Origin of the sequence: Candidatus Thiothrix sulfatifontis, assembly GCA_022828425.1 — a bacterium.
Classification (GTDB): domain Bacteria; phylum Pseudomonadota; class Gammaproteobacteria; order Thiotrichales; family Thiotrichaceae; genus Thiothrix; species Thiothrix sulfatifontis.
Map to the genome: position 1 here is coordinate 568,519 of CP094685.1, position 13,216 is coordinate 581,734.

The window sequence follows — 13,216 nt, forward strand, 5'->3', positions numbered from 1 at the left end:
AGGCTAATGTTTCATGTGGAACAATCCTGACACCATCGCTGCCATCGCTACACCACTAGGGCGCGGTGGGGTTGGGATTATCCGACTTTCCGGCAAGCGTGTGCCTGAGCTTGCCGTCGCTATCCTCGGCGCTCTGCCCTCCCCGCGTAAAGCGGTTCACCGTTTGTTTAACGCTGCCGATGGCACAGCGTTGGATGACGGTATCGCCTTGTATTTCCCTGCCCCGCATTCGTTCACTGGCGAAGATGTGTTAGAGCTGCAAGGTCATGGTGGCACGGTGGTGCTCGATATGCTGCTCAAACGCTGTGTGGAACTGGGTGCGCGACTGGCTCGCCCCGGCGAGTTTTCCGAACGCGCCTTTTTAAACGACAAGCTGGATTTGGCGCAGGCCGAAGCGATTGCTGATTTGATTGATTCGGGGTCGGAACAGGCAGCACGTTCAGCTTTGCGTTCTTTGCAGGGTGAGTTTTCCACGGCGGTGAATGTTCTTCTCAGTGGCTTAATTGAACTGCGGGTTTACGTGGAAGCGGCGTTAGATTTCCCCGATGAGGAAATTGATTTCCTCGCCAGTGTCGCGGTGACGCGTCGATTGGAAACTATTAAACAGCAATTGCACACGATTTTCCTCAAAGCGCGGCAAGGCAGTTTGTTGCGCGATGGAATGCACTTGGTCATTGTGGGCAGACCGAATGCAGGCAAATCGAGCCTGTTGAACGCGTTGGCTGGACAAGAAACCGCAATTGTCACCGAAATTGCCGGTACGACCCGTGACGTGTTGCGCGAACGCATTAACCTTGACGGAATGCCGTTGCATATCGTTGATACGGCTGGGTTGCGCGAGAGTGCCGATCCGGTGGAAAAAATCGGCATTGCACGTGCTTGGGCGGAAATGGCTAAGGCGGATTTGATCCTGTTACTGGTGGATGATACCCGCCATGATGAACCGGAAAATGCGGACATTCTGGCGCGTTTGCCCCCTCACCTGCCGCGCATTACGGTGCATAACAAAGTCGATTTGAGTGGCAAGCCGCCCGGTAAACAAGGCGAACACTTGTATATTTCCGCCAAACAGTCGTTGGGGATTGATGCGTTACGCGCCGAGTTGAAAACACGGATGGGTTATCAGGGTGAGGCGGAAGGTACGTTTATGGCACGGCGGCGGCATTTGCAGGCGTTGGAGACGACGCAGGCAGCGGTGGAACGGGCTGAGTCGCAGTTGCGCGAGTTTAACGCCGGGGAGTTGATGGCGGAAGAATTGCGGATGGCACAGGATGCCTTGGGGCAAATTACAGGACGGTTTACGCCAGATGATTTGCTGGGGGAAATATTCAGTTCGTTTTGTATTGGAAAGTAACGGGCGAGGATGTCAAAATGTGTCGACAATCCACCAACGAGACACGCAGACCTTATGGAACGCAAAGAACCCGGTCATAAAGAACGCGGTGCTGACAAAGTAGCCCGCATCCCCATCAAAGTTGAACCCACCACCGAATTCCGTCGCAAACCGGCGTGGATCAAAGCCAAAGCGCCGACTTCGCCGGAAGTCAAACGCCTCAAAGCGATCTTGCGCGAGCAAAAATTGCATACCGTCTGTGAAGAAGCGGCCTGCCCTAACCTTGGCGAATGCTTCACCCACGGTACGGCAACCTTTATGATCATGGGGGATATTTGCACCCGACGTTGCCCGTTCTGTGACGTCTCCCACGGCAAACCGCTGCCTTTAGATGCCGACGAACCGCTGAATATGGCGGAAACCATCCGTGCGATGAGTTTGAAATACGTGGTCATTACTTCGGTTGACCGCGATGATTTGCGTGACGGTGGCGCGGAACATTTCGTTCAATGCATCCAAAAAGCCCGCGAATTGAACCCGGCGCTCAAGATCGAAATTCTCACCCCCGATTTTCGCGGGCGCATGGAGATTGCCCTGCAAATCCTCGAAACCGCGCCACCCGATGTGTTTAACCACAATATGGAAACCGTGCCGCGTTTGTACAAACAATCACGCCCCGGTGCGGATTACCAATATTCGCTGAATTTAATCAAGGAATTCAAACGCCTGTTCCCGCAGATTCCCAGCAAATCCGGCTTAATGCTCGGCTTGGGCGAAACCAAGGAAGAAGTCATTGCAACCTTGAAAGACCTACGCGCTCACGACTGTGACATGCTGACCTTGGGGCAATATTTGCAACCCAGCCGCCACCATTTGCCGGTAGACCGCTTTGTGACCCCGGGCGAATTCGCGGAACTCGCCGATATTGCCACCGCGATGGGTTTCAGCAAAGTGGCCAGCGGGCCGATGGTGCGCTCGTCTTACCATGCGGATCAGCAAGCCGCTGGAACGTTTGCCAGCGCATGAACACCGTTACCAGCCGCACGCTGGAATTTTTGCTATTGCCCCCCGGCAATCTGGTAGTGTTTTTATTGTTAGCGCTGCTGCTCTACCGTTGGCGTGGCGCGAGGCTAACCGTGTTATTCATTGGCACGGTGCAGGCTGTGGTGTTGAGTCTGCCAGTGGTTGCCGAAAAACTCATGGTGGGCTTGGAGCAGCAATACCCGCCCGTTCCTGAATTGTGGTTACAAGCGCCCTTGCCTGAAGCCATCGTCATTTTAGGTGCAGAACGCAATCTCGAAGCCAGCGAATACGCCGGGCGCATGAGTGCCAGCACCGAGCTGGAGCGCCTCAATTACGCCGCGCATTTGCACCGTAACACCGGCTTACCGCTATTGCTCTCCGGCAGTGATCGCGATGTGAAGTTTATGCGGGATGTATTGGCCAATACCTTCCAAGTGCCGTTGCGTTGGCAGGAAAATCAAAGTCATACCACTTGGGAAAATGCGGCATTCACTGATCAAATCTTGGCGGATGCGGGGGTTCGTTCCGCTTGGGTAGTGACACACGCATGGCACATGCCGCGTGCCATGCAGGTATTTGCCGATCGACAGGTGCACTATTTGCCCGCATCCCTGAGCTACGGGTCAAGCAATTTTTGGCGGCATGAATGGTTGTGGTGGGTACCGCAAGCCAATGCGCTGGCACGTAGCCAAACCGCGCTGCACGAATGGCTGGGATTACTCGCTTACGAACTTCGGTAGCGGCACTCCGTTTTATAAAGCAGCGGAAAGTTTTTGCAGAAACAGCTAAACTTACAAAGCAATCCGCACTGGCACATTATCGAAGGGAGTTATAATGGCTTTCGGCAAACTGACGATTGATTGGCGTAGTACACTGGCAGCGGTGTGGCGTTCCAACCGGCATTTCCTCAAACCTATCAGGAATGTTGACTTGGTAAACCCTGATACCTTGCAGGGCATTGACGCGCAGAAAGAAGCGCTATTTCGCAATACCGAACATTTTTTACGGGGCAAACCCGCCAGCCATGCCCTGTTATGGGGTGCGCGTGGTGTGGGCAAATCGTCGCTGATCAAAGCTGTGTTGACCCGTTACCACACGTATGGTTTGCGCATGATTCAGATTTCCAAAGATGATCTGAATGTGTTGGTGGATATTACCGATGAAATTGTTGATTCCCACCACCGTTTCATCATTTATTGCGATGACTTGACCTTTGACGAAGGCCAAGGGGAATACCGCATGTTAAAAAGCACGATGGAAGGCACTTTGGAAAAGCCGCCGGAAAACGTGCTGATTTACGCTACCTCCAACCGGCGGCACATGATGCCGGAGCAATTGTTCGACAACCTCGCCACCAGCGCAATCAACGGCGACATTCACCCCGGTGAAGCCATTGACGACAAACTTTCATTGGCGGATCGGTTTGGCTTGTCGCTACCGTTTCATTCCATGAATCGGGATACTTATCTGGAAATTGTGGATAAGTTGTTTAAAGGCCGCGTACAAGATGCAGAGTTGTTGCACCAAGAAGCCATGACGTTTGCGACTGAGCGCGGCGGGCAAAGTGGGCGCACGGCACGGCATTTCTTCAACCATTGCCAAACAGGTTTAAGTTAAGCACTACTGGTACTCTGGCCTAAACTCCGGTACAAGTGGCGCTAGGTTACTGATTAAATAATTATTGAGGACATCACATGAAATCGACAACCGTATTTTTAACACTCGCCCTGCTATTGGGTCTGGGCGCTTGTACCCAAGAAACCCAAAATAAAATCGGGCGTGAAATCAATAACTGGACCGGCGTCAACGGCGTGCTGGAAGTGTATGCCGGTGAGAAACTGGTCAGACGTTTCATGAAAATCGATAAGCTCACCACTAGCGCTGGCACGGGCAGTGGCGTTGATCGCCCTTACCGTTTCGGTTATGGCATTATGGATGCGAATTTGAACGGCGTTGCGGATGGAAATGAGAAGAAAGTCTACTTTGAATTCAGTGACTACTCGACTTCCTATGTATTCTTTGAGAATCCATCCTGAGCAAGGCATTGACGGCTATTAACGGAGGGCGAACATGTTACGCACCCGCTTAACCACTGGTTTGTTACTGGTGCCACTGTTGCTGAATGGCTGCGGGACAGACACTGCTGACCCGCAATCTTCGACCCAACGGCAGCCCAATGCGCCTATTGCTGAGACACTGCTTGACCGTTACCCCATTACCGACACCAGCGCCGGTGCTATCCAGTTGGGGATGTTGTCCACGGACATTCCGGCGGCGATGCCCGGTGCCGATGCTGCCGTCGAACAAGACGGTGACGGCATTGAGTGGATGACGCTGAAAATGAACGGCGAAGCCCTCATGAATATTATGCTGGATCGCAGCACACACACCGCCAACTTGATTCGCATCCTCAGCCCACGTTTCATCACGGCACAAGGCGTGAAGGTTGGGGAAAATCTGCAAAGCGTGGGTGAAAAACTCGGCGGCTTGAAAGAAATTCAGTGGACTGAAATTGAATCGCGCGAATTTGCCACGTTCAACAATTCCCCCGTGACCATGGTATTCCAAGTGATTGCCAATAATGGCATGGCGGGCATTTACCCCACTGGTGAAGCGATCACCACTGTGGCGGCCTCTTCTGCCACCATCCATTCCATTTGGCTAATGCAAGACTAACCGTGCGTGCGCTATTTTTTCTTGGCGCGGGGGTGCGCCTTGTCATACACCGCAGCCAAGTGCTGAAAATCCAAATGCGTGTAAATCTGGGTGGTGCTAATGTCAGCATGACCCAGCATTTCTTGCACCGCGCGTAAATCCCCCGACGATTCCAACACATGGCTGGCGAAGGAATGGCGCAATTTGTGCGGATGAACGTGCTGTTCCAACCCTTGCTGCAAACGCCAATGATTCAAGCGAAATTGCACACTGCGCGGGTGTAAGCGCGTGCCACGTTTGCTGACAAACAACGCCGTTTCGCCGTGTGCTGCCAACGTAACTCGCTGCTGCAACCACTTGGCAACGGCGGCTAATGCCATGCGTCCAACGGGGACGTAACGCTCTTTATTGCCTTTGCCGATCACGCGCACTTGCTGCTGGTGCGGGTCGACATCGTGAATATCCAAGCCCACCAGTTCTGCCAAGCGCAACCCGGAGGAATACAGCAATTCCATCAAAGCACTATCACGCACGGCTAAAATATCATCCGATTCGATATTCAACAGCCGTTCCAAAGTATCCGCATCCAAGGTATCGGGCAATTTGCGGGCGTGTTTCGGCGATTGCACATCCACGACCGGGTTGCTTTCAATCAGATTTTCGCGCAATAAAAAGCGGTAAAAGCGGCGGATGGAAGACAGCTTGCGTTGCAAACTTTTGCCCGATAAACCTTTGCGGTGCAAATGACTGATCCATTGACGCACTTGCGCGGTGTGGATAGTCAACGGCGAGGGTGCTTCAGCCGTGCCCGCCTGTTGTTCTAACCAGGTGATGAAATCGTTCAAATCGTGCTCGTAACTGCTGACAGTGCGCGGCGAATAGCGTTTTTCGCTGAATAAATGGTGGTGATAACGCGCCAGAATCGCATCGACAACTGCATTCAAGGCCACCTAAGACCCCATCTCGACAGTATGCAGGGGCGGTTCCAAATAACGCGCTAACGCCCGCGCTACCAAGTCGCCGAGTTGCCCAATGAATAATGTGCCCATGCCGGGGTAAAAACGGGCTTCGTTTTCGCTGCCCAGTGCCAATACCCCGATTTCACGCGCTTCAAACAACGGAATCAACACCGCTGATTTAATGGATGCGCCCTCGTCGCCAAACAAAAACATTTGCTGGCGCGGGCGCAAACGCCCACACACCGGCTGACGTTTGCGAAACAGCGTGGCCAATTGCTTGAGGTACTTGTCATCGGGGTCAATGAAATGCAGGCCATTCCGCGTGCGCCCATGCCCGATCAGGCGTAACACCACATTGTCGGCTTTGAAATCACCACGCAGCATGTGATTACAGGTTCCCACCACATCATCGAGGCTATCACAGGTCATGAGTTCCAGCGCCAGATGGTGCAAGCGGGCAATCACATGTTCGCTGTCACGCGCCGCTTTCAGCATGTCACTTTGGCGTTCCTGCAATTCACGGTACTGATCACGCTGGCGTTGCACCAAGCGTTCCAGCAGCGAGACTGCCCCGCCGGTATGCAAATGCGGAATGCTCAAGCCATCCAGCACGTCTTCGTGCTCACGGAAAAAATTGGGGTGGTGGCGCAACCAAGCCGCTACCTGCTCAGCGCTGATGCCCTGATCGCGCTGTCCATCTGCTGTGTTCATAAGGTAAGTGTTCCCCTGAATACCGTTACTGCCGGGCCGGTCATTGCTACCGGCTGCCCTGCACCTTGCCACTGAATCCGCAACTCGCCACCGGGCAAGCTGACGCTAACCTGCTCATCCAATAAACCCTGCAAGCGCCCGGCTACCACGGCGGCACACGCACCCGTGCCACACGCCAGCGTTTCACCACAGCCGCGCTCGAAAACCCGTAAGCGGATGCGGTCACGCGCCACCACTTGCATAAAACCGACATTGACCCGCTTGGGAAACGCCGGGTGGCTTTCCAACAATGCGCCTAAGGTTGCCACCGGAGCGCTATCCACATCCATCACTTGCAGCACAGCATGGGGATTGCCCATCGACACAGCGGCTAAGGCAAGGGTTTCACCACCCACATCCACGGAATAAAGCGTTTGCTGCCCCTCGGCAACGAACGGTATTTGTGCAGGTGCTAATACCGGCACGCCCATGTTCACCATTACCTGCCCATCGGCTTGAATGTGCAACACAATGCGCCCGCTGGCGGTCATCACCGGGATTGTGGTCTGATCAGTTAAACCCTGATCAGACACGAAACGCGCAAAACAACGCGCCCCATTCCCGCATTGTTCCACTTCACCGCCATCGGCATTGAAAATACGGTAACGAAACGCCGCATCCGCCCCTGCGTAGGCTTCCACCAGCAATAATTGATCACAGCCCACCCCAAAATGGCGGTCAGCAAGGTGCTGAATGTGCGCGGCACTTAAATCTACCTGCTGATTAATCCCATCCAACACCACAAAATCATTGCCTAAGCCGTGCATTTTGGTGAAATGAAGCTCGCCACCGCCCATACTGAATTTCCTATTAACGAAAGCATTAGTATACAAACATATAGCGATACAGCAATTTTGGTGATATGTTATATCACTCAATTTTTCGGATCGCATCACATTAATCGCAAGATTAGGAGAGGAAACATGTCTGATTTCAAACAAGAACTTGACGCTCGCGGCTTAAATTGCCCACTGCCCATTCTGCGCACTAAAAAATCCATTAACGGCTTGGCTTCTGGCGAAATCCTGAAGGTCATCGCAACTGACCCAGGCTCTGTCAAAGATATGGAAGCTTTCTGCAAGCAAACTGGCAATGAAATGATCAGCACCAGCGAATCTGGTGGCGACTACACTTTCATGATCAAGAAAGCGTAAGGGCGTGTGGGGGCGGAAGCTGTTTCGCCCCTGCGTAAAATATTGTTATTCTAATGCCTGCTGATTCCAAATTTACCAAACTCCGCACAGAACTCGACCTCCGCCGTTCCCGGCACCTTTACCGCCGCACCCGCCTCGCGGACTCCCCGCAACAACCCCAACGCCACATCGACGGCAAACCTTTTCTCACGTTTTGCAGCAATGATTACCTTGGGCTGGCGAATCACCCCGCCGTCATTCGTGCGTTTCAGCAAGCCGCCAATACTTACGGTGTCGGCAGTGGCGCGGCACATTTGGTCAATGGGCATTCGCGCCCGCATCAGCAATTGGAAGAAGCGTTAGCCGCCTTCACGGGGCGGGAACGCGCCTTGTTATTTTCCACCGGCTACATGGCCAATCTGGGCGTAGTCAATGCGCTGCTAAGCGGGCGTAATGACGTGGTGTATGCCGACCGTTTAAATCATGCCTCGCTGGTGGATGCGGCCTTGTTATCCGGCGCAACACTGATCCGTTACCCGCACAATGACACCACTAGCCTCGGCAAACGTTTGCTGGCACACGAGGGTGATGCTCCCACCCAACTGATTCTCACCGATGGCGTTTTCAGCATGGATGGCGATGTGGCTCCGCTGGCCAAACTCGCGCTGATGGCGCGGCAGCATGAGGCTTGGCTAATGGTGGATGATGCGCACGGGTTTGGTGTATTGGGCAATACTGGCGCGGGTTTGGTGGAAGCCGCTGGCTTGAATCAAGACGACATGCCGATTCTTATGGGCACTTTGGGTAAAGCACTCGGCACCGCAGGCGCATTCATCGCCGGTAGCCATGATTTGATTGAATACCTGATTCAAACCGCGCGCACCTGGATTTATACTACCGCTCAGCCGCCCGCTGTTGCCGCTGCCACCTTAGTCAGCTTGCAACTGGTAGCAACCGAAAGCTGGCGGCGTGAACATTTACGCAACCTGATTCAACAGTTTCGCACGGGCGCTACCCAACTCGGTTTGCCGTTAATGCCGTCTGACACCGCGATTCAGCCGCTGTTGGTCGGCAGCAGCGAACACGCGTTGGCAGTTAGCCGTCAGTTAGAAGAATGCGGCATTCTAGTGACCGCGATTCGCCCACCTACCGTACCAGCGGGAACGGCACGGCTGCGAATTACTTTGTCGGCAGCGCACACCGCCGAAGAGGTGGAACGTTTGTTGGACGCACTCGGTAAATGTCAGCTCTTTGTGCTACCAAATTGACCGAATATATCCATCCAGTGCTTAAATATGTCCGCATTGCCCGCGACACCCGGTTTGAAAAAGGTTAGGGGGTCGAAACCTTCCGCGCCTTCCTGCATTTTCTTCAGCATTTGTGCCATGACTTCTTGATTGAATGCCTGCACATCGGGCAAGCCCATGACGCGGCGCAGTTCTTCTGGGGTCATCTCGACGTTGACGGTGATATTCATCAGTTACTCCCTTGATTGCAAGGCATTCATTTTGCCATAAATCCGTTAATCGCGTTTATATTGCCTATACTCTGTCAAACACTTGCAAAGGAAACGGGCGCTCATGGCTGATACACCTCCGCTAAGCATTGGCAAACGCTTGCAGGCATGGGCCTTGCATTCCCTTGAGTTTATGCGCTTGCTCACCGAACGCCTGATGGGATTCCTGCGGCTGTTTGCCACTTTAGGGCTGTTTCTAATCGTGTTATTTGTGGTTTCCAAAGCGGTGGATAGCGCCAACTTGGTTTTAGTGAAAGCTTTTACCGTGCCGCAAAGCATGAGCGCTAACCATGCTGACGCCGGGCGCATTATCGCCAACACCCTCAAGCAAGAGTTATTGCTGGCGGAAAGCGACATTTACGCCACGGTCAAGCGCACCAGCCGCAACAGCAATGGCAAAATCAATATCGATGCCGTGACCGGCAGTAACGAAGAATATTTACTCGGCTCCAGCATTAAACTGCCCGAAACCGGCATTTCCATTAATGATGTGGTGGAATTTATCGGCAGCATTTTTGGGCGGCGCAATCTCACTGGCTCGGTCTATCAAGACCAAGGCAAGCTGTTTTTGCAAGTCGAACTCGATGGGCGCATTTTCCACTTCGAGCGCAAACTGGACGACCACGACCCTAACGCCCTCAATATGGATTTGATTCGCGACATGCTGCGCGAAGCCCGCACGCAACTGCTGAGCGTTGCCTCCGAAAGCCACAACTTGTATTTTTATTGCAGCGGAGAAGCCGCCACGGTGGAGCATCCCGATAGCCGACTGAACGAATGGTTTGACTATTGTTCGCGCTTGCAAAGCAGTCAAGTGACGCCAGAAATTCTCAATACCTTGCTGAACGACCTGCATTCCGCCCACACCCGGCAACTGGCGAATGGCAATGATACGTTGCGGCATATTTTAGGACAAACCATCGGCAGTGCTTTGGATAAAGCCCGTTTGCTTTGTCCTGATTATCCGACTACCAAAGTCTGCAAAGCACCAACATTGCCAGAAGTCGCACAAATTTCGCTGAAATTGCCTAAGCCAATGGTGGCTGCTGCCGCGCCTGCGGCGCCATCGTTATACCCCGAACTGCCAGATGCCCGTGCATTTGAACCGGATACGCTGTCGATGCGCAGCATGATTCGGGTTGAGCCGTTGGCGAATGCGGTAGCCGAACCCTTGGTGGCATTACCCTCGGTCAGAGCCTTACAAGCACAATGTGCCAAGCACCCGGCGGCTAAACCACAAGAAATATTGGCGTCCAACCGTACCGAAAGCGATGCAACGCTGCTGTTCAACAATAACCGCCCGATTCAAGCGGCAGAAAAATACGCACAAGCCATTGAGCAGAATTGCGGCAATGTATTTGCTTGGGCGAATTTAGGGGTGTTGCTGGTCTCGACTGAACCGCCATTGCGGAGCGCGGATGAGGCCAAACTCGCCTTGGAAATGGCGGTTAAACTAAACGATAAGATTGACTGGATTCAAAACAACCTGTGCATCGCCCGCGCTTGGCTTGCACCCTTGGAATCGGTAGAAAAGATGGTAGGCGATACCGCGTGCACCACCGCCCGCAGTTTAAATCCTGCCAATAAAGTGATCCTCGACAAACAGTTTTATCTGGCATTGGCGGATCGTTACTTGCTGGAAGCGCAATACGCACAGGCAGCGAGCACGTATCAAGTTGCAGTCAGCGCGGATCGCAAGCGCGATTGCAATACCAGCAAAGTCATCGACAAGCTGGCCTTGTTGGAAGCGGCGCACGGGGTGGCGGGGGCAAAAGCGGCAGCTTGCGCGATTGTGCAAGACGCCGCCGCGTTGCCGGGTGGAAAGCTTAGCGCGTGTGAGGATAAACTCGCGGCGTTCACCGGCACTTGCCCGTGAGCTTAATCCAAGCCTTGGCTGCTTAAATACTCTTCGTAAGTGCCACGGTAATCGACAATCGTACCGTCGCCTTTCATGTCAAAAATGCGCGTTGCCAAGGAACCGACGAACACGCGGTCATGCGACACAAACAGCAAGGTGCCGTCGTATTTGTCGAGTGCGCCGTTGAGGGATTCGATGGATTCCATGTCCAAATGGTTGGTGGGTTCATCCATCAGCATTACATTGGTGCGGGAAAGCATCATACGCCCGAAAATCATCCGCCCTTTTTCACCACCCGACAATACGCGCACCGGCTTTTTCACGGTATCGCCGCCGAACAGCAAGCGTCCCAAGGTGCCACGGTTTTGGGTTTCGGCATCTTCACCTTCGTAGCCGCTTTTGCGCACGAAATCTGCCATCCAATCGGTGAGGCTGATGTCGCTTTTGAAGTCGTCTTCGTGGTCTTGCTCGTAGGTCGAAATACGCACTTTTTCTGCCCACTTGATGCTGCCTTTTTGCGGCTGCAATTTGCCTTCGAGCAGCTTGAGCAGAGTGGTTTTACCTACACCGTTTTCGCCGATGATACCAACTTTTTCACCCGCTTCAATCGCGAACGTGAAGTTTTTGATCAGCGGTTTTTCCATGCCTTCGTAGCCAAAAGTGAGGTTATTGACCTCGACGGCAAAACGGTGCAGGCGTTCTTTTTCGTCGTACTCGAAGCGAATCCACGGGTATTGGCGGCTGGAAGGTTTAATGTCTTCCGGCTTGAGTTTGTCGATCAGCTTGCGGCGGCTAGTGGCTTGTTTTGCTTTGGATTTGTTAGCGGAGAAACGGCGCACGAAGTCTTGCAATTCCAGAATGCGGTCTTTCGCCTTGGCGTTGGCATTGGCTTGGCGTTCACGGGCTTGGGTAGAGGCTTCCATGAAGTCGTCGTAGTTGCCGGAGTAAATCTGGATTTTACCGAAATCTAAATCCGCCGTGTGCGTACACACTTGGTTTAAAAAGTGGCGGTCATGCGAGATGATGATCATGGTGGAATCGCGGTTATTGAGCGTTTCTTCCAACCAGCGGATGGTATTGATGTCGAGGTTGTTGGTCGGTTCGTCCAGCAACAAAATGTCAGGGTTGGCGAACAGGGCTTGGCACAGCAATACGCGCAATTTCCAGCCGGGAGCGACTTGGCTCATCGGGCCGTTGTGCTGTTCGATGGGGATGCCGACCGCCATCAACAATTCACCGGCACGCGATTCAGCGGTGTAGCCGTCCATTTCCGCAAACTGTCCTTCGAGTTCCGCCGCTTTCATGTAATCGTCTTCGGTCGCGTCCATGTTGGCGTAAATCGCGTCTTTGGCGGACATGACTTTCCACATTTCTTCGTGCCCCATCAGCACCACATCCAGCACGCGCACGTCTTCAAAACCGAACTGGTCTTGGCGCAAATAGGCGATGCGTTCGTGCGGGTCTTTGGAAACGTTACCCGCTGTTGGCTCTAATTGCCCGCAGAGGATTTTCATGAAAGTGGACTTGCCCGCGCCATTTGCGCCGATCAAGCCGTAGCGGTTGCCGTCGCCAAATTTGACGGAAACGTTATCGAATAGGGGTTTAGCACCGAACTGAATGGTGACATTGGCAGCAACTAGCATGGATCAATCCTTGAGCGACAACAGGGGCAAATAAAATGAAACATTACTTTAGCATTTTCTGGATTTTTGAACCACGCTTGATGCGTTTCGCCTGTGTTTAGTTTCACGTGACGGCTCGGAGAGTTGTCCACATCATAACCTTACGTTCACATTTGCGTTTGACTTGTCAACCGGGTGTAAAAAAATAATTTAAGTTGTTGAAATGGCTTAATTAAATCAAATTGTTTAATTTTTATTCAAAGTGCATAAGTGCTTATTTGACAAGGCGTAGCGGCAACTGTCCGCAGTTCTTCCACAGAGTTATCCACAGGTTCTGTGCATAACCGCAATTTCCGCTTATGCAGCA

At 53.0% G+C, this 13,216-nt stretch carries 14 protein-coding genes; 9 read left to right on the top strand and 5 right to left on the bottom strand.

The annotated features are described in order from the left end of the window. Positions 1-13 precede the first annotated feature (13 nt). From mnmE to L3K52_02940, 6 genes are all read left to right on the top strand, one after another. Positions 14-1,354, top strand: a complete 1,341-nt coding sequence (mnmE, locus tag L3K52_02915; protein ID UOG92690.1) for a tRNA uridine-5-carboxymethylaminomethyl(34) synthesis GTPase MnmE — start codon at positions 14-16, stop codon at positions 1,352-1,354. A 54-nt stretch (positions 1,355-1,408) separates the two neighbouring features. Beyond that, on the top strand, positions 1,409-2,359 hold the full coding sequence (gene lipA, locus L3K52_02920) for a lipoyl synthase (protein UOG92691.1): 951 nt from the start codon (positions 1,409-1,411) through the stop codon (positions 2,357-2,359). Continuing rightward, positions 2,356-3,096, top strand: a complete 741-nt coding sequence (locus tag L3K52_02925; protein UOG92692.1) for a YdcF family protein — start codon at positions 2,356-2,358, stop codon at positions 3,094-3,096. The genes lipA and L3K52_02925 overlap by 4 nt, the downstream gene beginning before the upstream one ends. 94 nt (positions 3,097-3,190) lie before the next feature. Further along, positions 3,191-3,973, top strand: a complete 783-nt coding sequence (locus L3K52_02930; GenBank protein UOG92693.1) for an ATP-binding protein — start codon at positions 3,191-3,193, stop codon at positions 3,971-3,973. A gap of 77 nt (positions 3,974-4,050) precedes the next feature. After that, a complete protein-coding gene (locus L3K52_02935) occupies positions 4,051-4,392 on the top strand; it encodes a hypothetical protein (protein UOG92694.1) in 342 nt (113 codons plus the stop codon). Between the two features lie 34 nt (positions 4,393-4,426). Then, positions 4,427-5,032 (top strand): hypothetical protein, encoded by a 606-nt coding sequence (locus L3K52_02940; GenBank protein ID UOG92695.1) that lies wholly within the window; start codon positions 4,427-4,429, stop codon positions 5,030-5,032. 11 nt (positions 5,033-5,043) lie between these two features. Here L3K52_02940 and xerC read toward each other — a convergent pair whose 3' ends face one another. Genes xerC through dapF form a run of 3 tightly spaced genes read right to left on the bottom strand, consistent with a single transcriptional unit; the run spans position 5,044 to position 7,517 of the window. After that, positions 5,044-5,955, bottom strand: a complete 912-nt coding sequence (xerC, locus tag L3K52_02945) for a tyrosine recombinase XerC (GenBank protein UOG92696.1) — start codon at positions 5,953-5,955, stop codon at positions 5,044-5,046. Positions 5,956-5,961: 6 nt separating this feature from the next. Then, positions 5,962-6,681 carry a DUF484 family protein gene (locus L3K52_02950; GenBank protein ID UOG92697.1) on the bottom strand — a complete coding sequence of 240 codons (720 nt, stop codon included), beginning with the start codon at positions 6,679-6,681 and terminating at the stop codon, positions 5,962-5,964. Beyond that, positions 6,678-7,517 carry a diaminopimelate epimerase gene (gene dapF / locus L3K52_02955; protein UOG92698.1) on the bottom strand — a complete coding sequence of 280 codons (840 nt, stop codon included), beginning with the start codon at positions 7,515-7,517 and terminating at the stop codon, positions 6,678-6,680. Before dapF ends, L3K52_02950 begins: the two co-directional genes overlap by 4 nt. A gap of 126 nt (positions 7,518-7,643) precedes the next feature. Here dapF and L3K52_02960 point away from each other — a divergent pair, with 126 nt between their 5' ends. Together L3K52_02960 and bioF are read left to right on the top strand one after the other, a co-directional pair. Further along, positions 7,644-7,874 (top strand): sulfurtransferase TusA family protein, encoded by a 231-nt coding sequence (locus L3K52_02960; GenBank protein ID UOG92699.1) that lies wholly within the window; start codon positions 7,644-7,646, stop codon positions 7,872-7,874. A 53-nt stretch (positions 7,875-7,927) separates the two neighbouring features. Further along, a complete protein-coding gene (bioF, locus tag L3K52_02965; protein UOG92700.1) occupies positions 7,928-9,121 on the top strand; it encodes an 8-amino-7-oxononanoate synthase in 1,194 nt (397 codons plus the stop codon). Here the strand turns inward: bioF and L3K52_02970 are convergent. Next, positions 9,097-9,330: a DUF6489 family protein gene (locus tag L3K52_02970; GenBank protein ID UOG92701.1), complete on the bottom strand. Its 234-nt coding sequence runs from the start codon at positions 9,328-9,330 to the stop codon at positions 9,097-9,099. The genes bioF and L3K52_02970 overlap by 25 nt on opposite strands. Before the next feature lie 103 nt (positions 9,331-9,433). On the opposite strand from L3K52_02970, the gene L3K52_02975 reads away from it, so the two are divergent. Next, positions 9,434-11,245, top strand: coding sequence for a hypothetical protein (locus L3K52_02975; GenBank protein UOG92702.1), 1,812 nt, complete (start codon positions 9,434-9,436; stop codon positions 11,243-11,245). A gap of 2 nt (positions 11,246-11,247) precedes the next feature. Here L3K52_02975 and L3K52_02980 read toward each other — a convergent pair whose 3' ends face one another. After that, positions 11,248-12,870: an ABC-F family ATPase gene (locus L3K52_02980; protein ID UOG92703.1), complete on the bottom strand. Its 1,623-nt coding sequence runs from the start codon at positions 12,868-12,870 to the stop codon at positions 11,248-11,250. Positions 12,871-13,216 lie beyond the last annotated feature (346 nt).